This is a genomic window from Citrobacter sp. Res13-Sevr-PEB04-36 (assembly GCF_015672735.1).
GTDB lineage: Bacteria > Pseudomonadota > Gammaproteobacteria > Enterobacterales > Enterobacteriaceae > Citrobacter.
On record NZ_JADABY010000043.1, the window covers coordinates 36215 to 55903 of the forward strand.

Below are 19689 nucleotides of genomic sequence, written 5' to 3' on the forward strand. Positions count from 1 at the left end.
AGCAACGATAACTTATTTGTCACCTAACTGCTCTGACATGTTACCCGGATTCGGCGAGGTCGGTTCATCAACCGGACGCGGCGCACTTGGAGTACCATTGTTACCAGAGTTGTTAGACGAACCGGACTCTTCCCAACCTGCTGGCGGACGCACATCGCGGCGAGCCATTAGATCGTCAATCTGCGGAGCATCGATAGTCTCATATTTCATGAGCGCATCTTTCATCGAGTGCAGAATATCCAGGTTATCGTTCAGAAGACGGCGAGCACGCTCGTAGTTACGTTCAATCAGCAATTTAACTTCCTGATCGATAATGCGCGCGGTTTCATCGGACATATGTTTTGCTTTGGCAACAGAACGACCGAGGAACACTTCACCTTCTTCTTCCGCATACAGCAACGGACCCAGCTTCTCAGAGAAGCCCCACTGCGTCACCATGTTACGCGCCAGGTTAGTCGCGACTTTAATGTCGTTCGACGCACCGGTAGAAACATGCTCAACACCGTAGATAATCTCTTCAGCCAGACGACCGCCATACAGCGTAGAGATCTGACTTTCCAGTTTCTGACGGCTGGCGCTGATTGCGTCGCCTTCAGGCAAGAAGAAGGTCACACCCAGCGCACGACCGCGAGGAATAATCGTCACCTTGTGCACTGGATCATGTTCCGGTACCAGGCGACCGATAATCGCATGGCCTGCTTCGTGGTACGCGGTAGATTCTTTCTGCGCTTCCGTCATCACCATGGAGCGACGTTCCGCACCCATCATGATTTTGTCTTTCGCTTTCTCGAACTCAACCATCGACACAACGCGCTTGTTACCACGAGCAGCAAACAGCGCCGCTTCGTTCACCAGGTTCGCGAGGTCTGCACCGGAGAAGCCAGGTGTACCACGGGCAATGATTGCCGCATCGATGTCCGGAGACAGCGGTACGCGACGCATATGCACTTTCAGAATCTGTTCACGACCGCGAACGTCCGGCAAGCCCACCACAACCTGACGGTCAAAACGACCTGGACGCAACAGCGCAGGGTCAAGAACGTCCGGGCGGTTAGTTGCCGCGATAACGATGATACCTTCGTTACCTTCGAAGCCATCCATCTCAACCAGCATCTGGTTCAGCGTCTGCTCACGTTCATCGTGACCACCGCCCAGACCCGCGCCACGTTGGCGGCCGACGGCGTCGATTTCATCGATGAAGATAATGCACGGTGCTGCTTTCTTGGCCTGTTCGAACATGTCACGCACACGAGATGCGCCCACACCAACGAACATTTCTACGAAGTCAGAACCGGAAATTGTGAAGAATGGAACCTTCGCTTCACCCGCGATAGCTTTTGCCAACAGGGTTTTACCGGTACCCGGAGGGCCGACCATCAGGACACCTTTCGGGATCTTACCGCCCAGTTTCTGGAAACGGCTTGGTTCGCGCAGGTACTCAACCAGTTCAGCCACCTCTTCTTTCGCTTCGTCACAACCTGCAACGTCGGCAAAAGTGGTTTTGATCTGATCTTCCGTCAACATGCGCGCTTTACTCTTACCGAACGACATGGCGCCTTTGCCACCCCCGCCCTGCATTTGACGCATGAAGAAGATCCAGACACCAATCAGCAGCAGCATTGGGAACCAGGAAATGAAGATAGAAGCCAGCAGGCTCGGCTCTTCAGGCGGTTCGCCAACAACCTTGACGTTTTTGGTCAGCAGGTTATCAAGCAGCTTCGGATCGTTAACCGGGATATAGGTCGTGTAACGGTTACTGTCTTTCTTGGTAACGTTAATCTCACGTCCGTTGATACGCGCTTCACGAACCTGGTCCTGATTGACCTCTTGCAGGAAGGTAGAGTAATCCACCTTACGGCCATTAGACTCGCTGGGCCCAAAGCTCTGGAATACTGACATCAGCACAACGGCAATGACCAGCCAGAGTATTAGGTTTTTCGCCATGTCACTCAAGGGATTAACCTCTTATTACAACTGTGTTAAAAACAGCGTCAGGATACTCTATATCCAGCGTCTTTCAAACTTTCGTTTAAAATCTGCCGGTTATGGTTTACGCCCGGTCGCTACAATGTACACTTCACGCGAACGGGCGCGGGAAGAGTCCGGCTTACGAACTTTGACCTTCGTAAACAGGGAGCGAATCTCTCTTAGATACTCATCGAAGCCTTCGCCCTGGAACACCTTCACTACAAAACTACCACCTGGCGCTAATACATCACGAGCCATTCCAAGCGCCAGCTCTACCAAATACATGGCCCGGGGAATGTCCACCGCCGGTGTTCCACACATATTTGGTGCCATATCAGACATGACAACTTGTACTTTACTGTCACCTACGCGCTCAAGTAACGCTTTCAGGACTAATTCATCACGAAAGTCGCCCTGAAGGAAGTCCACACCAACGATTGGATCCATAGGTAAAAGATCGCAAGCGATAATGCGGCCGCTGTTTCCGATCTGCGTAACCGCATATTGCGACCAGCCACCGGGTGCAGCGCCGAGGTCAACTATCGTCATCCCCGGTTTAAAAATTTTGTCACTTTGCTGTATTTCATCAAGTTTAAACCAGGCACGGGAACGTAACCCCTTTTTCTGTGCCTGCTGAACATATTTATCGCTAAAGTGTTCCTGAAGCCAGCGGCTTGAGCTGGCAGAACGCTTTTTACCTGTCATTTTACTTTCCCATCGGGCAGTTCATCGTAACCAATGGTGTAAATTTCTACACTGCTATTTGGTGATATATGGGAGATGGCGGTAGAATGACCCGTTTTCAATCCCAACCTAAGCAAAAATATACGATGAATCTGAGTACTAAACAAAAACAGCACCTGAAAGGTCTGGCACATCCGCTCAAGCCGGTAGTCATGCTTGGCAATAATGGTTTGACCGAAGGGGTACTGGCCGAGATTGAACAAGCGCTAGAGCACCATGAACTTATCAAGGTGAAAATCGCCTCGGAAGATCGCGATACCAAAACCTTGATCGTGGAAGCTATCGTACGCGAAACCGGCGCCTGTAACGTACAGGTCATCGGCAAAACGCTGGTACTGTATCGCCCGACTAAAGAACGTAAAATCTCGCTGCCACGCTAAGAATATCCTAAAGTTGAACACGCAGTTTGTGTAAAACGCGGGAATTTCTGCTAGCAGGAGAGCAAAATGCCACGCTCTCTTCGTTGATAAAAGGCCGCTATGCGGCCTTTTTCCTTTCTTTACAATGTATCAACATCTTAACCAAGATGCGAATTACAGGTATTCGACCTTCGTCACTTCATATTCCACTTCACCGCCCGGCGTTTTGATAACCACCACATCATCCTGCTCTTTGCCAATCAGGCCGCGAGCAATAGGCGAATTCACTGAAATCAGGTTCTGTTTAAAATCAGCTTCGTCATCGCCCACGATGCGCCAGGTCTGCTTTTCATCGTTATCAAGATTCAGAACGGTCACCGTTGCACCAAAAACGACGCGGCCATTATTCGGCATTTTAGTGACGTCGATAACCTGCGCGTTAGACAGCTTCGCTTCGATATCTTTAATGCGGCCTTCGCAGAAGCCCTGCTGTTCACGGGCCGCGTGGTACTCCGCGTTCTCTTTCAAGTCACCGTGCTCACGCGCATCAGCGATCGCGGCAATGATTTCAGGACGGCGCACAGATTTCAGAAAATCCAGCTCTTCGCGCAGTTTTTCAGCACCACGTAAGGTCATCGGGATAGCTTGCATTTGTTATACCTCTTGAACATTCCTGTAGGGGGGCGGTTATCCTCACCCCGGCTGCTAAGCCCACCCTGGCAAACGTTATGCCAGAGTCAGAAGCAAAAAAATACCGACCCGGGGCACAAGGACCCAGGTCAGCTACAATTCTCTATTTGATGATCATTTTACCCTGGAGTTCCCTATGGGTCATCGTTTACTTTTTGGGGCGTTGCGCCGTAGTATGACGGCCTGTTTCCAGGTTGTTAGCGCGAGATTATGCGATTTCCCAGATTTACCATTGGATTGACTGCCAGTATTGCGGCGTTCAGCGTTCAGGCAGCGAATGTTGACGAGTACATCAACCAGCTCCCTGCCGGGGCCAACCTCGCCCTTATGGTACAAAAGGTTGGATCCCCGACGCCTGCTATTGACTACCATAGCCAACAAATGGCCCTGCCCGCCAGCACCCAGAAAGTTATCACCGCCCTGGCGGCCTTGATCCAGCTCGGGCCTGACTTCCGTTTTACCACTACGCTAGAGACTAAAGGCAGCGTGGAAAACGGGGTATTGAATGGGGACTTAGTTGCGCGATTTGGTGCCGATCCGACGCTAAAACGTCAGGATATTCGTAACATGGTGGCAACCCTGAAAAAATCAGGCGTGACGCAAATTGCCGGAAATGTGCTCATCGACACCTCCATTTTCGCCAGCCATGATAAAGCGCCTGGCTGGCCCTGGAACGACATGACGCAGTGTTTTAGCGCCCCGCCTGCGGCAGCGATTGTCGATCGTAACTGCTTCTCAGTGTCGCTTTATAGTGCGCAAAAACCCAACGATCTTGCCTATATTCGCGTGGCGTCATACTACCCGGTAACCATGTTTAGCCAGGTTCGCACCCTCGCGCGCGGCTCTGCGGAAGCGCAATATTGTGAACTGGATGTTGTTCCAGGCGATTTAAACCGCTTCACGCTGACCGGCTGCCTGCCCCAGCGCACTGACCCGCTGCCGCTGGCGTTTGCCATTCAAGACGGTGCCAGCTATGCCGGAGCGATTATTAAAGATGAGCTAAAACAAGCGGGTATCACCTACAGCGGTACGCTGCTACGCCAGACGCAGGTCAACGAGCCGGGTACCGTTGTCGCCAGCAAGCAGTCTGCGCCTCTGCATGACCTGCTTAAGATTATGCTGAAAAAGTCGGACAACATGATTGCCGATACCGTATTTCGTATGATTGGCCACGCGAGATTTAATGTCCCCGGCACCTGGCGAGCGGGCTCCGATGCCGTACGACAGATCCTGCGCCAACAGGCGGGCGTCGATATTGGTAACACGATCATTGCCGATGGATCAGGCCTCTCTCGCCATAACTTGATTGCGCCCGCCACCATGATGCAGGTGCTGCAGTACATCGCACAGCATGACAATGAGCTGAACTTTATTACGATGCTGCCGCTGGCAGGCCATGACGGCTCTCTGCAATACCGCGCGGGTCTGCATCAGGCTGGCGTGGATGGCAAAGTCTCCGCGAAGACAGGCTCGTTACAGGGGGTGTATAACCTTGCTGGCTTCATTACCACGGCAAGCGGGCAACGTATGGCATTTGTACAGTATCTGTCTGGCTATGCGGTAGAGCCCGCTGACCAACGTAACCGCCGTATCCCGCTGGTACGCTTTGAAAGCCGGTTGTACAAAGATATTTATCAGAACAACTGACGGTGATGCTGTCGGATGACGCATACGCGTATCCGACCTACCGCGCACATAACAAAACGGGCCGCATATGCGGCCCGTTGATATTGCAGGCCGGATAAGACGCAATCGCGTCGCCATCCGGCACCAGGATTAACGCTTGTAGATGAACTCAACGCCTTCTTCGTCGTCTTCGTCCCAATCTTCATCCCAGTCATCTTCCGCTTCGTCTTCGACTTCAGCAAGCTGCTGACGGTGATAATCGTCCCACATGAACTCCACTTTCTCTGGCTGCTTCGCTTCTTCAGCCTGAACAATGGGGTTCTCAATGATAAACGTCATCACATCCCAGCAAAGATCCTTCACGCCCAGCTGGCTGGCAGCAGAGATCAGGTAATATTTACCTTCCCAGCCCAGCGCTTCAGCGATCGCTTTCGCTTTCTCTTCCGCTTCGTCTTTGTCCATCAAATCAATTTTGTTGAACACTAACCAACGCGGCTTAGACGCCAAATCCTGACTGTATTTTTCCAGCTCGCCAATAATGATGCGGGCGTTTTCTACCGGATCGGAACCATCAATCGGATCGATATCGATGAGGTGCAGCAGGACGCGGCAACGCTCCAGGTGCTTCAGGAATCGGATCCCCAGACCCGCGCCTTCCGCAGCGCCTTCAATCAGACCCGGGATGTCAGCAACCACAAAGCTCTTTTCGTTGTCCATACGCACAACGCCCAGGCTCGGCACCAACGTGGTGAACGGATAATCCGCCACTTTCGGTTTCGCTGCGGATACTGCACGGATAAACGTTGATTTACCGGCGTTTGGCATACCCAGCATACCGACATCAGCTAACAGCATCAGCTCCAGCATCAGATCGCGTTTATCGCCCGGCGTACCCATCGTTTTCTGACGCGGAGTACGGTTGACCGAGGATTTGAAACGGGTGTTACCCAGACCGTGCCAGCCGCCTTTAGCGACCATCAGACGCTGACCGTGCTTGGTCATGTCGCCCATGGTTTCGCCCGTACCCTGATCGATCACACGCGTACCGACAGGCACTTTAATCGTAACGTCTTTACCACGCTTACCGGTGCAATCACGGCTCGCGCCATTCTGACCACGTTCCGCACGGAACGATTTTTCGAAGCGGTAATCGATCAGCGTGTTCAGGTTTTCGTCGGCTTCCAGCCAGACGTCACCGCCATCACCACCATCACCGCCGTCCGGACCGCCTCTCGGGATGTACTTTTCGCGGCGGAAGCTGACGCAACCATTACCGCCATCACCTGCAACGACCAGAATCGATGCTTCATCAACAAACTTCATTTTACTCTCCGTAAATCATTCGCCTGAGCGGGGTTGCGAAACCACCGTTTCATGCTTACGTAAACCGCCCCAAATACGATGACCAATGGCGGAATACATCGCGCCCGCAACCACGATAAACGCACCGAGATAACCTAAAAGGTTTAGCATCGGTCTGGCGAAGAAATCGGGCCAGGCCAGTGATAATAAATCTGAAAATAACAACGTAAACAGCGGTGTGAGCGTAATAATGGCGCTCACCTGTGCCGCCTGCCAGCGCGCCATTGCTTCCGCAAGAGCGCCATATCCTACCAGCGTATTCAGGCCGCAGAATATCAGGCAAGCCAACTGCCAGTCGCTGAGCTGCGTTATCACACCGGGTTTAGCCAGCGGCAACAACGCGAGCGTACATAAAGTGTACAGTAAAAACAGGATCTGCTGTGACGCCAGGCGACGCAATAACACCTTTTGCGCAACCCCATAGCTCACCCATACCGTCGCTGCACCCACACCAAAGATCACACCCCAGGTGTAATCAGTGAGCTTGGTAAAAATCTCGATCAGACTGGTATTAAAAAACATCACCAGTCCACTCAGCAGCATTATGGCGCCAATAATCTGCGTACCGCGCATCTTTTCCTTCAGGATAAAGACGCTGGCGACCATCATGCCAACCGGTGACAGTTGACCGATAACCTGCGAAGCCGTTGGGCTCAAATATTGCAAAGATGAACTAAACAGAATGAAGTTACCGAACAGTCCACCGGTGGCGATCGCTAACAGTACCAGCCAGCGTGCTTTGCGAAAAATACGCAATGGCGGGAGCTTTTTTTTAACCGCAAGAATCGCCCCAAGGCCAATGCTTGCCATTAAAAAACGGTAGAACACTACCGTAGGAGGCTCCATCACTTCCAGCACTTGCTTCATCGCTATTGGTAAAGCGCCCCAACAGACTGCCGTTGTCAGCGCTAAAATAATACCAATACCTGCCTGCTGCTTCATGCCGTTTTCCCTGCAAGAGCTCGTTTCCGGGTTGTCACGGCGAGACGAGCATATTTACCGGCCGTCGAATGTAAAAAGCCCCGCAACACGTTGCGGGGCTTTCATCCGTTACCGGGACGCGAAAAACTTATTCAGCAACAATGCTGATGAAACGACGGTTTTTCGGGCCTTTCACTTCGAATTTCACTTTACCGTCTGCTTTAGCAAACAGAGTGTGGTCTTTGCCGCAGCCTACGTTAGAGCCAGCGTGGAACTGAGTACCACGTTGACGAACGATGATGCTACCTGCCAGAACTGTTTCGCCGCCAAAGCGTTTTACGCCCAGACGTTTAGCTTCTGAATCGCGACCGTTACGAGTCGAGCCGCCAGCCTTTTTATGTGCCATTTAATCTGCTCCTCTTAACTTAAGCGCTGATGCCAGTGATTTTCACATCAGTGAACCACTGACGATGGCCCTGCTGCTTACGGTAGTGTTTACGACGACGAAACTTAACAATTTTAACTTTCTCGCCACGACCGTGAGCAACGACTTCAGCTTTGATAACGCCGCCATCAACGAAAGGAACGCCGATTTTGACTTCTTCACCGTTTGCGATCATCAGAACTTCAGCGAACTCAACAGATTCGCCAGTTGCGATGTCCAGCTTTTCCAGGCGAACGGTCTGACCTTCGCTTACTCGGTGTTGTTTACCACCACTTTGGAAAACCGCGTACATAAAAAACTCCGCTTCCGCGCACACCTTTTTGATGATTCAGAGTGCGCTATAAATATTCACAATAGGGCGCGAATATTACGCAAAACGCGAGCCTTTGACAAGTGCTACTGTCAATACATGCAGAAAAAAAACACAACGTGTACGGTAACGTTTATCTGTGGCGTTTTTTCAGTACAATCAGCATATATTTCTAACCCTAAACCCGGAGTTACCTTGCCATGCGGTGAGGTAATCGGGGCGAGAAGCCCGGCTTTTGCGATGAATTTAGAAAAAATCAATGAGTTAACCGCGCAAGATATGGCGGGTGTCAATGCGACAATCCTTGAACAGCTCAATTCCGACGTCCAGCTGATCAATCAGTTAGGGTACTACATCATCAGCGGCGGCGGAAAACGCATTCGCCCGATGATCGCCGTACTCGCAGCTCGCGCCGTTGGCTATCAGGAAAACGCCCACGTCACGATTGCGGCCCTAATTGAGTTTATCCACACCGCGACCCTACTTCATGACGATGTGGTGGATGAATCCGACATGCGCCGTGGGAAAGCGACGGCAAACGCAGCGTTTGGCAATGCAGCCAGCGTGCTGGTTGGCGATTTTATCTATACCCGCGCCTTCCAGATGATGACCAGTCTCGGTTCACTGAAAGTGCTGGAAGTGATGTCCAAAGCCGTGAACGTCATTGCTGAAGGTGAAGTTCTGCAATTGATGAACGTCAACGACCCTGACATTACCGAAGAAAACTACATGCGCGTCATCTACAGCAAGACAGCGCGCCTGTTTGAAGCTGCGGCACAGTGCTCTGGTATTCTTGCCGGCTGCAGCGAAGAACAAGAGAAGGGCTTGCAGGATTATGGCCGCTATCTTGGCACGGCTTTCCAGTTAATCGACGACTTACTTGATTACAGCGCCGATGGGGAGCAATTAGGTAAAAATGTGGGCGACGATCTCAATGAAGGGAAACCAACGCTGCCACTGCTGCATGCGATGCGCCACGGTACCCCAGAACAAGCGCAAATGATTCGTCAGGCCATTGAGCAAGGGAACGGGCGTCACCTTCTGGAGCCGGTTCTGGAAGCCATGAACGCCTGCGGCTCGCTGGAGTGGACACGCCAGCGTGCGGAAGAAGAGGCCGACAAGGCTATCGCAGCGCTTCAGGTACTCCCGGATACACAATGGAAAGAGGCCCTGGTTGGCCTGGCGCATATCGCTGTACAGCGCGACCGTTAATTCCTTCCTCACCTTTCCTCGCATAACATCATCCCGTGCATTGCACGGGATTTTTTTGATTCCAGTAAGTTCTAATAAATACGTAATTTCACATAACACTACCAAAAACCTTGATTTATTCTGAATATACAAACATCTTACATGAACATTTTAGAACATTTATTCTCCGAGATGTATAGTGCAAATCCTGGACAATTGTTAAACCGTAAGTGGCGAACCAAAGGAGAAAGGGACGTATGGAAAGCAAACTCATTGACTGGCATCCAGCTGATATCATCGCAGGACTGCGCAAGAAAGGGACCTCAATGGCCGCAGAGTCGCGGAGAAATGGGTTGAGTTCATCAACGCTGGCAAATGCGTTAACCCGGCCATGGCCAAAGGGAGAGTTAATTATTGCGAAAGCGCTGGGCACGGAACCCTGGGTAATTTGGCCATCGCGATATCACGACGCAAAGACGCATGAATTCATCGACAGAACGCGGATGATGAGAGCGCGTAAAGAGAAAACGCCCCTGGAGTGACATGCGGGACAGTGACCCCCAGAGCAAAAACCAGGGGGCCACAAGAGACGTTGGCGATTACTCGCCTTTCACGCGCTCGATGTTTGCGCCCAGCGCACGCAGCTTATCTTCGATGCGCTCATAGCCGCGATCGATGTGATAAATACGGTCGACTACCGTCGTACCTTCAGCAATACACCCTGCGAGCACCAGGCTTGCGGATGCGCGCAGATCGGTCGCCATAACCTGTGCACCAGAGAGCGTTGCCACGCCGTGGCAAATCACAGTATTGCTTTCGATTTCTGCGTGAGCGCCCATACGGCTCAGCTCAGGCACGTGCATAAAGCGGTTTTCAAACACGGTCTCCGTGATGAAGCCAGTGCCTTCTGCCACCAGATTCAGCAGCGTGAACTGGGCCTGCATATCGGTCGGGAACGCCGGATGCGGAGCGGTGCGCACATTGACCGCCTTCGGACGTTTGCCGTGCATGTCGAGGCTAATCCAGTCTGCGCCGACTTCAATATCCGCACCCGCATCACGCAGCTTCGCCAGAACGGCATCCAGCGTGTCCGGTTGTGCGTTATGGCAGATGATTTTGCCACGAGAAATCGCCGCTGCCACCAGGAAAGTCCCGGTTTCAATACGGTCTGGCAGAACGCGATACACGCCGCCACCGAGGCGCTCAACGCCCTCGATGGTGATACGATCGGTACCCTGACCGGTGATCTTCGCGCCCAGCGTAATCAGGAAGTTCGCGGTATCCACGATTTCCGGCTCACGCGCGGCGTTTTCGATGATGGTGGTACCTTCGGCAAGCGTTGCTGCACACATAATTGTGACCGTCGCACCGACGCTCACTTTGTCCATCACGATATGCGCGCCTTTCAGACGGCCATCAACGGACGCCTTCACATAACCTTCTTCAAGCTTAATAGTCGCGCCTAACTGCTCCAGACCGGTAATGTGCAGGTCAACCGGACGCGCACCGATGGTGCAACCACCCGGCAGTGAAACCTGGCCCTGACCAAAGCGAGCCACCAATGGCCCCAGCGCCCAAATGGACGCACGCATGGTTTTCACCAGATCGTATGGCGCACAGAAGACGTTCACGTCGCGCGCATCAATGTGCACGGAACCATTACGTTCAACTTTCGCACCCAGCTGGCTCAGCAGCTTCATTGAGGTGTCAACGTCCTTCAGTTTCGGGACGTTTTGAATTTCTACCGGTTCTTCTGCCAGCAGTGCCGCAAACAGGATCGGCAGTGCGGCATTTTTAGCGCCTGAAATTGTGACTTCGCCCTGGAGCTTCGTCGGCCCCTGTACACGAAACTTATCCATTATTCTGTTCTCTGTTAAGAATTCATATTCGCTACCGGCGTATCACCCGTAGCTCAAAAACCGTTAAGTTTGCGATCGCGCGCCCATTCCGCTGGGGTAAACGCTTTGATCGACACCGCATGAATGCGGTTATCCGCAATGTACTCCATCAATGGGCCATAGACCGATTGCTGCTTCTTGACCCGGCTCATGCCGTCAAACATCTCACCCACGGCAATAACCTGAAAGTGACTGCCATCGCCAGAGACGTGGACTTCCTGGAGGGAGAGTGCGTTCATCAGCACGCTCTGAATTTCATTATTTTCCATGGGCTCTTCATTCGTCAGATAGTGAAAACAGCCCAACATCTTAGAGCAAAGTGGCGCTGTCATAAATAAGCAAAAAGCCTCGCCGATAAATCAGACAAGGCTTTGATGGTTACTCCCCCCTCAGGGGTATTGCCGGATAGCGGTACAAGGCCTTATCCGGCCTACAAAAATTAACGCGGAAGGACGTCGTCGGGCAAATTGTAAAGCTTTGCTAACGTGTAAACCTTATCGTTAACGCCGGTAAGGGAAACGTGATTCCCCTGCTTCTTACCCTGGTCAACAAGGTGAACCAGCAATGCCAGACCACCGGTATCAACTCGGGAGACCTGGCTCAGATCGATGCAGGTAACCCCTTTCATCGCTTCAACACGTGCATCCCATAATGGGTTTAACACGTCTTGATCCAGTTCTCCCACCAGCGAGAGCTTGTCACCTTCACGCGCCCAGGTGAGTGACTGCGTCATTATTTTTTCTCTTCCAGCGTGATTTTCTGCTGAGAAATAGATTTCAGCTGCGCCGTAAGGCCATCAATACCTTTGGTACGCAGCAAGTCACTCCACTCATTCTGTTTGGTGGTGATCATGCTGACGCCTTCGGCGATCATGTCATACGCCTGCCAGTTACCGGTCTGGGAATTTTTACGCCACTGGAAATCCAGACGTACCGGAGGGCGGCCGTTCGGATCGATGATAGTAACGCGGATCGGCACAATGGTCGCGTCACCCAGCGGTTGCTCTGGGGCAATCTGATATGTCTGGCCGTGGTACATCGCCAGCGCCTGGCCGTAAGCCTGTTTCAGATACTCACGAAACGCTGCAAAATACGCGTCACGTTGTGCGGGCGTCGCTTCTTTGTAATAACGACCCAGCACCAGCGCGCCAGCATATTTCACCTGCACGTACGGCAACAGCTCCTGATCGACGATATCACGCAGGTAATCCGGGTTAGAACGGATTTTCGGCTGTTCGTTCTTCAGACGGTCGAAGGTTTTCTGCGCCGCCTCATCCATCTGTTTGTAAGGGTTAGCCTGATCCGCTGCCGTTGCTGCGCTAAGTGGAGCAATGACCAGCATAGCCACCATCATCAATCGTTTAAACATATGTCGATTCTCCTGAGATTATTTCGTCGCGCCCGCAGGCGTAGTGGCTTCATTATTGCCCTGAGTCGCAGTCGGCGCATCGCCAGAATTCTTATTGTCATCGCCTTTACTGTTGCTGTTGTAAAGGAACTGACCAATCATGTCCTCCAGCACCATCGCCGATTTAGTGTCCTGGATCGTATCACCATCTTTGAGAATAGACGTTCCCAGCTCAGGATCTTCAAAACCAACGTTCAATGCCAGGTATTGCTCACCCAGCAGACCGGAGGTACGAATACTCAGCGAACTGGTGTCTGGGATCTGATTAAAACGCGATTCAATCTCCAGCGTCACACGCGGCAGGTACGATTTCGGATCTAACGAAATGTCCGACACGCGCCCAACAACCACCCCGCCAATCCGCACCGGAGAGCGTTCTCTCAAGCCGCCGATGTTATCAAAGGTCGCATAAATCGTGTAGGTCGGCTCAGTACGCATAGAGGTGACGTTAGCTGCTTTCAGGCAGACAAACAGCGCGGCCAGCAACGCAACCAACAGGAATAACCCGACCCAAATTTCATTTTTTTTCGTTTGCATGAACTCAATTCCCAAACATCAGTGCGGTCAGCACAAAATCCAGCCCCAGAACGGCAAGAGAGGCGTGCACAACGGTGCGTGTCGTTGCCCGGCTAATCCCGGCAGAGGTTGGAATCGCATCATAACCATTGAACAATGCAATCCAGGTGACCGTAATAGCGAACACCACGCTCTTAATTAAACAGTTGACCAGATCCAGACGCCAGTCGACGGCATTTTGCATGGCTGACCAGAAAAAGCCTGCATCAATACCCTTCCAGCTTACGCCAACCAGTGAACCGCCCCAGATACCTACCGCGACGAAAATAATCGTCAACAGCGGCAGCGAAATCACACCCGCCCAAAAACGGGGGGAGATCACCCGACGCAGGGGATCGACCGCCATCATTTCCATACTGGAAAGCTGTTCAGTTGCCCGCATCAGACCGATTTCTGCGGTTAAGGCCGATCCAGCCCGCCCGGCAAACAACAGCGCCGCCACAACCGGTCCCAGTTCACGCAGCAACGAAAGCGCCACCAGCATACCAAGGCTCGTTTCCGCACTGTAGGTCGTCAGAACCAGGTATCCCTGCAACCCCAACACCATGCCGATGAACACGCCAGAGACGATAATGATCAGCATCGATAAGACGCCGACATTATAGAGCTGGCGGATCAGCAGCGGCGCATGTTTGCGAAACTCCGGCTTGCCAACTACCGCATTGAACAACATTAATCCGGCACGCCCGAACGTCCTGAGGGTTTTTATCCCTCGATGTCCGAGTGATGCCAGCGCATTTAACAACATGGGTGGCTTAACTCCCTGTTTTGAGTAAATCGGTGTGGTAATCGCCCGCCGGGTAGCGGAACGGAACCGGCCCGTCGGCGATGCCATCGAGGAACTGGCGTACGCGTGGATCGGCATTTTCTTGCAGTGCCTGAGCACTACCGTAGGCCACAATTTTTTTATCCGCCATTATATAGGCGTAATCCGCAATACTCAGTACCTCTGGCACATCATGAGATACCACCACACAGGTGACGCCCAGTATGCTGTTCAGTTCTGATATCAGCTTTACCAGCACGCCCATGGTGATGGGGTCCTGACCAACAAACGGCTCATCAAACATAATCAGGTCTGGCTCCAGCGCAATGGCACGTGCGAGTGCAGCACGTCGCGCCATTCCGCCAGATAATTCAGAAGGCATTAATTTTGCTGCACCGCGCAGGCCAACGGCCTCCAGCTTCATCATCACCGTGCTTTTCAGCAACGGCGCGGGTAGCGTCGTATGTTCACGTAGCGGATAAGCGACGTTGTCAAACACGTTCATATCGGTAAACAGCGCGCCCGACTGAAACAGCATACTCATACGCTTACGCACGGTGTACAAACGTGAACGAGACATAGCTGGGACGTTCTCGCCATCAAACAGAATCTCGCCCTTATCCGGGGGGATTTGTCCGCCAATCAGACGCAACAGCGTCGTTTTACCAATGCCTGATGGCCCCATGATCGCCGTTATCTTGCCACGCGGCACCGTCAGGGAAATATTATCAAAAATGCAGCGGTCGCCTCGGGAAAAGCTGACATCGTGCATATCGACTAGATTCGCCACAGACTGACCCATTGCTTCATCCTTTACTATTGCCTCGTTGATCGAAGAGTTTGGCGCTCAATTTAGCCATGAACCCAACATATTTACAGATTATTACCCGCTCTGGTTAGCGAAAGCTGGCATTTGTTTTACTTTTTAGCCGCATAAAGTCAAAATTAAGACTTCGTTACGGCTTCCAGAAAATCCTTCACGTGGACCGGCGAGTATACCTGAAGAAAGGACTTTAGATGCTTTTAGCGACGGCGCTGTTAATAATTGGTTTACTTCTGGTGGTCTACGGCGCCGACCGTCTGGTATTCGCCGCCTCTATTTTATGTCGCACCTTCGGCATCCCCCCCATCATCATTGGGATGACCGTCGTCAGCATTGGCACATCATTACCTGAAATGATTGTCTCCGTTGCCGCCTCTATTAATGGGCAGCTCGATTTAGCCGTCGGCACAGCGCTTGGCTCAAACATCACCAATATTCTCCTGATTTTAGGCCTGTCAGCACTGATTCACCCTTTTACCGTACATTCTGATGTTCTGCGTCGCGAATTACCGCTAATGTTGCTGGTCAGTATTCTGGCCGCCTCCGTGCTGTACGACGGACAACTGAGCCGCAGCGATGGTTTCTTTCTTCTGCTTCTGGCCGTGCTATGGGTACTATTCATTGTTAAAATCGCACGGCTGGCGGAACGGGAAGGCAATGACAGCCTGACCCGGGAGCAAGTGGCAGAACTGCCGCGCGAAGGGGGACTACCTGTCGCCTTTCTGTGGCTGGGCATTGCGCTGATTATTATGCCAATGGCAACGCGAATGGTGGTGGATAACGCCACGGTGCTGGCGAATTACTTTGCCATGAGCGAGCTCACCATCGGATTAACAGTGGTGGCTATTGGCACCAGCCTGCCTGAGCTGGCAACGGCTATCGCGGGCCTGCGTAAGGGTGAAAATGATATTGCTGTCGGCAACATCATCGGTGCCAACATTTTTAATATTGTTATCGTTCTCGGACTCCCCGCACTGATCACACCGGGCGAGGTCAATCCGATGGCCTTCATCCGTGACTACAGCGTCATGCTGCTGGTGAGCGTTATTTTTGCATTACTCTGCTGGCGACGTCCGCGCCAGATTGGTCGCGGCGCGGGTGCGCTGCTGACCGGCGGTTTTATCATATGGCTGGCGATGCTGTATTGGGTATCGCCACTTCTCGTTGGATAACTGGAAACGCATTATGTCGCACTTAGAGTTGCAACCGGGTTTTGACTTTCAGCAAGCAGGCAAGGAAGTCCTGGCTATTGAACGTGAAGGCCTGGCGGAGCTTGATCAGTACATCGACCTGAACTTTACCCTCGCCTGTGAGAAAATCTTCAACTGCGCGGGTAAAGTTGTGGTGATGGGAATGGGGAAATCCGGGCATATCGGGCGCAAAATGGCCGCCACGTTTGCCAGTACCGGTACGCCGTCCTTTTTCGTACATCCAGGCGAAGCCGCACACGGCGATCTGGGCATGGTATCGCCGCAGGACGTAGTGATCGCTATTTCTAACTCCGGTGAATCCAATGAGATTGCCGCGTTAATTCCGGTGCTCAAACGCCTTCACGTGCCGCTTATCTGCATGACCGGTCGTCCGGAAAGCAGCATGGCGCGTGCGGCAGATGTGCATCTGTGTGTTAAAGTACCCAAGGAAGCCTGCCCATTAGGTCTGGCGCCGACCAGCAGTACAACCGCGACGCTGGTGATGGGCGATGCGCTCGCCGTAGCATTATTGAAAGCCCGCGGCTTTACCGCAGAAGATTTTGCGTTGTCGCACCCCGGCGGCGCACTGGGGCGTAAGCTTTTGCTGCGTGTTAACGATATTATGCATACGGGCGACGAGATCCCGCATGTGAATAAAAACGCCAGCCTGCGTGACGCCTTACTTGAGATCACGCGTAAAAATCTCGGTATGACCGTTATTTGCGATGACACCATGAAGATCGACGGCATCTTCACGGATGGCGACTTACGCCGCGTCTTTGATATGGGCGTCGACGTACGCCAATTGGGGATTGCCGACGTGATGACCCCCGGGGGCATTCGCGTGCGTCCGGGCATTCTTGCCGTGGACGCCCTGAATTTAATGCAATCCCGCCATATTACCTCGGTGATGGTTGCTGATGGCGACCGTTTACTCGGTGTGTTACATATGCATGATCTCCTGCGTGCAGGCGTAGTGTAAAAAGTAGAGTAGAAACGCAAGGATAAAAGAAATGAGTAACGCAGGTGCGTCGCTTGCGACCTGTTATGGACCCGTCAGCACTGAAGTCATCACCAGGGCAGAGAATATTCGTCTGCTGATCCTTGATGTGGATGGCGTACTGTCTGACGGTCTGATTTATATGGGCAACAACGGTGAAGAGCTAAAAGCTTTTAACGTCCGTGATGGCTACGGAATTCGGTGTGCGCTCACTTCCGGTATCGAGGTTGCTATTATTACCGGACGAAAGGCTAAACTAGTAGAAGATCGCTGTGCAACGCTTGGGATCACCCACCTCTACCAGGGGCAGTCGGACAAACTGGTCGCGTTTGACGATCTGTTGAACAAACTGGCGATCGCGCCGGAACATGTGGCATACGTCGGCGACGATCTGATCGACTGGCCGGTGATGGCGAAAGTCGGATTAAGCGTGGCGGTGGCAGATGCCCACCCGCTGCTGATTCCACGGGCCGACTATGTCACACGCATAGATGGAGGGCGCGGCGCGGTACGTGAAGTCTGCGATTTATTACTCCTGGCGCAGGGCAAACTGGACGAGGCCAAAGGTCAATCGATATGAGCAAAACCAGACGTTGGGTTATCATTCTACTGTCGCTGGCCGTCCTTGTGCTGATCGGTATTAACCTGGCAGACAAAGACGACACCACTCAGGTGGTGGTAAATAACAACGAGCCGACCTATAAGAGCGAGCATACCGACACCGTCGTGTATAGCCCGGAAGGTGCCCTGAGCTATCGACTCATCGCTCAGCACGTTGAATATTATTCCGATCAGGCTGTTTCGTGGTTTACTCAACCAGTATTAACCACGTTTGATAAGGATAAAGTGCCGACCTGGTCGATCAAGGCCGATAAAGCCAAATTGACGGAAGATCGGATGCTGTATCTGTATGGCCATGTTGAAGTCAACGCCCTGGTGGCAGACTCTCAACTACGCAGAATTACGACCGATAACGCGCAGATTAACCTGGTGACGCAAGATGTTACCTCAAACGATCTGGTCACGTTGTATGGAACAACATTTAACTCCAGCGGACTGAAGATGCGCGGCAACTTACGCAGCAAGAACGCCGAGCTGATTGAAAAGGTTAGAACCTCATATGAAATCCAAAACAAACAAACTCAGCCTTAATCTTGTGCTTGCCAGCTCTCTTCTGGCCGCCAGCATTCCGGCATTTGCCGTCACCGGCGATACCGAGCAGCCGATTCACATTGAATCGGACCAGCAGTCCCTGGATATGCAGGGCAACGTGGTGACGTTTACCGGTAATGTTATCGTGACGCAGGGCACCATCAAAATTAACGCCGATAAAGTCGTCGTGACCCGTCCAGGCGGTGAAGACGGTAAAGAAGTGATCGACGGTTATGGCAATCCGGCAACGTTTTACCAGATGCAGGATAACGGTAAACCCGTTAACGGCCATGCTTTACAGATGCACTATGAACTGGCAAAAGATTTCGTTGTGCTGACAGGTAAAGCTTATCTGGAGCAGGTGGACAGCAACATCACCGGCGACAAAATTACCTATCTGGTAAAAGAGCAGAAAATGCAGGCCTTCAGTGATAAAGGCAAACGCGTCACCACCGTTCTGGTGCCGTCACAACTGCAGGATAAAAACAAAACCAAGGCTCCAGCAGAGAAAAAAGGTAACTGATTCGTTATGGCAACATTAACTGCAAAGAACCTTGCAAAAGCCTATAAAGGCCGCCGTGTGGTGGAAGACGTCAGTTTGACCGTCAACTCCGGGGAGATCGTCGGTCTGCTCGGCCCGAACGGCGCGGGCAAAACAACGACATTTTACATGGTGGTGGGCATTGTGCCGCGCGATGCGGGCAACATCATCATCGATGACGAAGACATCAGCCTGCTGCCACTGCATGCACGCGCCCGTCGCGGCATCGGCTACTTACCGCAGGAAGCCTCTATTTTTCGTCGTCTGAGCGTATTTGATAACCTGATGGCGGTGCTGCAAATTCGTGACGATCTCTCCAGCGAGCAGCGCGAAGATCGCGCCAACGAACTGATGGAAGAGTTCCATATTGAGCACCTGCGCGACAGCCTGGGACAATCGCTGTCCGGGGGCGAACGTCGGCGTGTGGAAATCGCCCGTGCGTTGGCCGCAAATCCGAAGTTTATCCTGCTGGATGAACCATTTGCGGGTGTTGACCCGATCTCCGTTATTGATATCAAACGTATTATTGAACACCTGCGCGACAGCGGATTGGGTGTGCTGATCACCGACCACAACGTTCGCGAAACGCTGGCGGTCTGTGAACGCGCCTATATTGTGAGTCAGGGACATCTGATCGCACACGGCACGCCGACAGAAATACTGCAAGACGAACACGTTAAGCGCGTATACCTTGGGGAAGACTTCAGACTCTGATAGGGT

At 52.4% G+C, this 19689-nt stretch carries 24 protein-coding genes; 10 read left to right on the plus strand and 14 right to left on the minus strand.

Features of this window, described 5'->3' with window-relative positions:
- Positions 1-12: 12 nt before the first annotated feature.
- Positions 13-1944, minus strand: coding sequence for an ATP-dependent zinc metalloprotease FtsH (gene ftsH / locus IMQ48_RS12870; protein ID WP_196209353.1), 1932 nt, complete (start codon positions 1942-1944; stop codon positions 13-15).
- Between the two features lie 99 nt (positions 1945-2043).
- Positions 2044-2673: a 23S rRNA (uridine(2552)-2'-O)-methyltransferase RlmE gene (gene rlmE, locus IMQ48_RS12875; RefSeq protein WP_004106110.1), complete on the minus strand. Its 630-nt coding sequence runs from the start codon at positions 2671-2673 to the stop codon at positions 2044-2046.
- Positions 2674-2798: 125 nt separating this feature from the next.
- Between rlmE and yhbY the strand changes: the two genes are divergently transcribed.
- The gene (gene yhbY / locus IMQ48_RS12880; protein ID WP_003025016.1) at positions 2799-3092 is read left to right on the plus strand and encodes a ribosome assembly RNA-binding protein YhbY; all 294 of its coding nucleotides are present in this window, start codon (positions 2799-2801) and stop codon (positions 3090-3092) included.
- A 153-nt stretch (positions 3093-3245) separates the two neighbouring features.
- On the opposite strand, the gene greA is transcribed toward yhbY, so the two are convergent.
- On the minus strand, positions 3246-3722 hold the full coding sequence (greA, locus tag IMQ48_RS12885) for a transcription elongation factor GreA (RefSeq protein ID WP_196209354.1): 477 nt from the start codon (positions 3720-3722) through the stop codon (positions 3246-3248).
- A gap of 249 nt (positions 3723-3971) precedes the next feature.
- Between greA and dacB the strand changes: the two genes are divergently transcribed.
- Positions 3972-5408 carry a serine-type D-Ala-D-Ala carboxypeptidase gene (gene dacB / locus IMQ48_RS12890; protein ID WP_196209355.1) on the plus strand — a complete coding sequence of 479 codons (1437 nt, stop codon included), beginning with the start codon at positions 3972-3974 and terminating at the stop codon, positions 5406-5408.
- Positions 5409-5537: 129 nt separating this feature from the next.
- Here dacB and cgtA read toward each other — a convergent pair whose 3' ends face one another.
- The 4 genes from cgtA to rplU form a co-directional block, all read right to left on the minus strand.
- Positions 5538-6710 carry an Obg family GTPase CgtA gene (gene cgtA, locus IMQ48_RS12895; RefSeq protein WP_096755518.1) on the minus strand — a complete coding sequence of 391 codons (1173 nt, stop codon included), beginning with the start codon at positions 6708-6710 and terminating at the stop codon, positions 5538-5540.
- 15 nt (positions 6711-6725) lie between these two features.
- The gene (locus IMQ48_RS12900) at positions 6726-7691 is read right to left on the minus strand and encodes a DMT family transporter (RefSeq protein WP_196209356.1); all 966 of its coding nucleotides are present in this window, start codon (positions 7689-7691) and stop codon (positions 6726-6728) included.
- A 127-nt stretch (positions 7692-7818) separates the two neighbouring features.
- Positions 7819-8076 carry a 50S ribosomal protein L27 gene (gene rpmA, locus IMQ48_RS12905; RefSeq protein ID WP_096755516.1) on the minus strand — a complete coding sequence of 86 codons (258 nt, stop codon included), beginning with the start codon at positions 8074-8076 and terminating at the stop codon, positions 7819-7821.
- 19 nt (positions 8077-8095) lie between these two features.
- Positions 8096-8407 carry a 50S ribosomal protein L21 gene (rplU, locus tag IMQ48_RS12910; RefSeq protein ID WP_003025032.1) on the minus strand — a complete coding sequence of 104 codons (312 nt, stop codon included), beginning with the start codon at positions 8405-8407 and terminating at the stop codon, positions 8096-8098.
- A 258-nt stretch (positions 8408-8665) separates the two neighbouring features.
- Here rplU and ispB point away from each other — a divergent pair, with 258 nt between their 5' ends.
- Complete coding sequence (ispB, locus tag IMQ48_RS12915; protein WP_196209357.1) at positions 8666-9637, plus strand: octaprenyl diphosphate synthase; 972 nt, start codon at positions 8666-8668, stop codon at positions 9635-9637.
- A gap of 236 nt (positions 9638-9873) precedes the next feature.
- On the plus strand, positions 9874-10158 hold the full coding sequence (sfsB, locus tag IMQ48_RS12920; protein WP_196209358.1) for a DNA-binding transcriptional regulator SfsB: 285 nt from the start codon (positions 9874-9876) through the stop codon (positions 10156-10158).
- A 57-nt stretch (positions 10159-10215) separates the two neighbouring features.
- On the opposite strand, the gene murA is transcribed toward sfsB, so the two are convergent.
- The 7 genes from murA to mlaF form a co-directional block, all read right to left on the minus strand.
- Positions 10216-11475, minus strand: a complete 1260-nt coding sequence (gene murA, locus IMQ48_RS12925) for a UDP-N-acetylglucosamine 1-carboxyvinyltransferase (RefSeq protein ID WP_196209359.1) — start codon at positions 11473-11475, stop codon at positions 10216-10218.
- A gap of 53 nt (positions 11476-11528) precedes the next feature.
- The gene (gene ibaG / locus IMQ48_RS12930) at positions 11529-11783 is read right to left on the minus strand and encodes a BolA family iron metabolism protein IbaG (protein ID WP_005121314.1); all 255 of its coding nucleotides are present in this window, start codon (positions 11781-11783) and stop codon (positions 11529-11531) included.
- A gap of 170 nt (positions 11784-11953) precedes the next feature.
- Complete coding sequence (gene mlaB, locus IMQ48_RS12935) at positions 11954-12247, minus strand: lipid asymmetry maintenance protein MlaB (RefSeq protein ID WP_196209360.1); 294 nt, start codon at positions 12245-12247, stop codon at positions 11954-11956.
- The gene (gene mlaC, locus IMQ48_RS12940) at positions 12247-12882 is read right to left on the minus strand and encodes a phospholipid-binding protein MlaC (protein WP_196209361.1); all 636 of its coding nucleotides are present in this window, start codon (positions 12880-12882) and stop codon (positions 12247-12249) included. Before mlaC ends, mlaB begins: the two co-directional genes overlap by 1 nt.
- An 18-nt stretch (positions 12883-12900) precedes the next feature.
- Entirely contained in the window at positions 12901-13458 is a 558-nt protein-coding gene (gene mlaD / locus IMQ48_RS12945; protein WP_196209362.1) for an outer membrane lipid asymmetry maintenance protein MlaD, read from the minus strand.
- A gap of 4 nt (positions 13459-13462) precedes the next feature.
- Positions 13463-14245 (minus strand): lipid asymmetry maintenance ABC transporter permease subunit MlaE, encoded by a 783-nt coding sequence (gene mlaE / locus IMQ48_RS12950; RefSeq protein WP_045448070.1) that lies wholly within the window; start codon positions 14243-14245, stop codon positions 13463-13465.
- A 7-nt stretch (positions 14246-14252) separates the two neighbouring features.
- Complete coding sequence (gene mlaF, locus IMQ48_RS12955) at positions 14253-15065, minus strand: phospholipid ABC transporter ATP-binding protein MlaF (RefSeq protein WP_196209363.1); 813 nt, start codon at positions 15063-15065, stop codon at positions 14253-14255.
- Positions 15066-15280: 215 nt separating this feature from the next.
- Between mlaF and IMQ48_RS12960 the strand changes: the two genes are divergently transcribed.
- From IMQ48_RS12960 to lptB, 6 genes are read left to right on the plus strand one after another with little or no spacing between them, the layout of a single operon-like run.
- Positions 15281-16258, plus strand: coding sequence for a calcium/sodium antiporter (locus IMQ48_RS12960; protein ID WP_196209364.1), 978 nt, complete (start codon positions 15281-15283; stop codon positions 16256-16258).
- Positions 16259-16271: 13 nt separating this feature from the next.
- Positions 16272-17258 (plus strand): arabinose-5-phosphate isomerase KdsD, encoded by a 987-nt coding sequence (gene kdsD / locus IMQ48_RS12965; protein WP_196209365.1) that lies wholly within the window; start codon positions 16272-16274, stop codon positions 17256-17258.
- Positions 17259-17289: 31 nt separating this feature from the next.
- Positions 17290-17856 (plus strand): 3-deoxy-manno-octulosonate-8-phosphatase KdsC, encoded by a 567-nt coding sequence (gene kdsC / locus IMQ48_RS12970; protein ID WP_196209366.1) that lies wholly within the window; start codon positions 17290-17292, stop codon positions 17854-17856.
- Entirely contained in the window at positions 17853-18428 is a 576-nt protein-coding gene (gene lptC / locus IMQ48_RS12975) for an LPS export ABC transporter periplasmic protein LptC (protein ID WP_196209367.1), read from the plus strand. The genes kdsC and lptC overlap by 4 nt, the downstream gene beginning before the upstream one ends.
- The gene (lptA, locus tag IMQ48_RS12980; RefSeq protein WP_115257377.1) at positions 18397-18951 is read left to right on the plus strand and encodes a lipopolysaccharide ABC transporter substrate-binding protein LptA; all 555 of its coding nucleotides are present in this window, start codon (positions 18397-18399) and stop codon (positions 18949-18951) included. Before lptC ends, lptA begins: the two co-directional genes overlap by 32 nt.
- Before the next feature lie 6 nt (positions 18952-18957).
- Positions 18958-19683 (plus strand): LPS export ABC transporter ATP-binding protein, encoded by a 726-nt coding sequence (gene lptB / locus IMQ48_RS12985; protein WP_040234138.1) that lies wholly within the window; start codon positions 18958-18960, stop codon positions 19681-19683.
- The last annotated feature ends 6 nt before the right edge of the window (positions 19684-19689 follow it).

Coding starts and splice junctions, on each gene's coding strand:
- ftsH (WP_196209353.1), bottom strand. CDS start 1,944: ATGGCGAAAAACCTAATACTCTGGCTGGTCATTGCCGTTGTGCTGATG.
- rlmE (WP_004106110.1), bottom strand. CDS start 2,673: ATGACAGGTAAAAAGCGTTCTGCCAGCTCAAGCCGCTGGCTTCAGGAA.
- yhbY (WP_003025016.1), top strand. CDS start 2,799: ATGAATCTGAGTACTAAACAAAAACAGCACCTGAAAGGTCTGGCACAT.
- greA (WP_196209354.1), bottom strand. CDS start 3,722: ATGCAAGCTATCCCGATGACCTTACGTGGTGCTGAAAAACTGCGCGAA.
- dacB (WP_196209355.1), top strand. CDS start 3,972: ATGCGATTTCCCAGATTTACCATTGGATTGACTGCCAGTATTGCGGCG.
- cgtA (WP_096755518.1), bottom strand. CDS start 6,710: ATGAAGTTTGTTGATGAAGCATCGATTCTGGTCGTTGCAGGTGATGGC.
- IMQ48_RS12900 (WP_196209356.1), bottom strand. CDS start 7,691: ATGAAGCAGCAGGCAGGTATTGGTATTATTTTAGCGCTGACAACGGCA.
- rpmA (WP_096755516.1), bottom strand. CDS start 8,076: ATGGCACATAAAAAGGCTGGCGGCTCGACTCGTAACGGTCGCGATTCA.
- rplU (WP_003025032.1), bottom strand. CDS start 8,407: ATGTACGCGGTTTTCCAAAGTGGTGGTAAACAACACCGAGTAAGCGAA.
- ispB (WP_196209357.1), top strand. CDS start 8,666: ATGAATTTAGAAAAAATCAATGAGTTAACCGCGCAAGATATGGCGGGT.
- sfsB (WP_196209358.1), top strand. CDS start 9,874: ATGGAAAGCAAACTCATTGACTGGCATCCAGCTGATATCATCGCAGGA.
- murA (WP_196209359.1), bottom strand. CDS start 11,475: ATGGATAAGTTTCGTGTACAGGGGCCGACGAAGCTCCAGGGCGAAGTC.
- ibaG (WP_005121314.1), bottom strand. CDS start 11,783: ATGGAAAATAATGAAATTCAGAGCGTGCTGATGAACGCACTCTCCCTC.
- mlaB (WP_196209360.1), bottom strand. CDS start 12,247: ATGACGCAGTCACTCACCTGGGCGCGTGAAGGTGACAAGCTCTCGCTG.
- mlaC (WP_196209361.1), bottom strand. CDS start 12,882: ATGTTTAAACGATTGATGATGGTGGCTATGCTGGTCATTGCTCCACTT.
- mlaD (WP_196209362.1), bottom strand. CDS start 13,458: ATGCAAACGAAAAAAAATGAAATTTGGGTCGGGTTATTCCTGTTGGTT.
- mlaE (WP_045448070.1), bottom strand. CDS start 14,245: ATGTTGTTAAATGCGCTGGCATCACTCGGACATCGAGGGATAAAAACC.
- mlaF (WP_196209363.1), bottom strand. CDS start 15,065: ATGGGTCAGTCTGTGGCGAATCTAGTCGATATGCACGATGTCAGCTTT.
- IMQ48_RS12960 (WP_196209364.1), top strand. CDS start 15,281: ATGCTTTTAGCGACGGCGCTGTTAATAATTGGTTTACTTCTGGTGGTC.
- kdsD (WP_196209365.1), top strand. CDS start 16,272: ATGTCGCACTTAGAGTTGCAACCGGGTTTTGACTTTCAGCAAGCAGGC.
- kdsC (WP_196209366.1), top strand. CDS start 17,290: ATGAGTAACGCAGGTGCGTCGCTTGCGACCTGTTATGGACCCGTCAGC.
- lptC (WP_196209367.1), top strand. CDS start 17,853: ATGAGCAAAACCAGACGTTGGGTTATCATTCTACTGTCGCTGGCCGTC.
- lptA (WP_115257377.1), top strand. CDS start 18,397: ATGAAATCCAAAACAAACAAACTCAGCCTTAATCTTGTGCTTGCCAGC.
- lptB (WP_040234138.1), top strand. CDS start 18,958: ATGGCAACATTAACTGCAAAGAACCTTGCAAAAGCCTATAAAGGCCGC.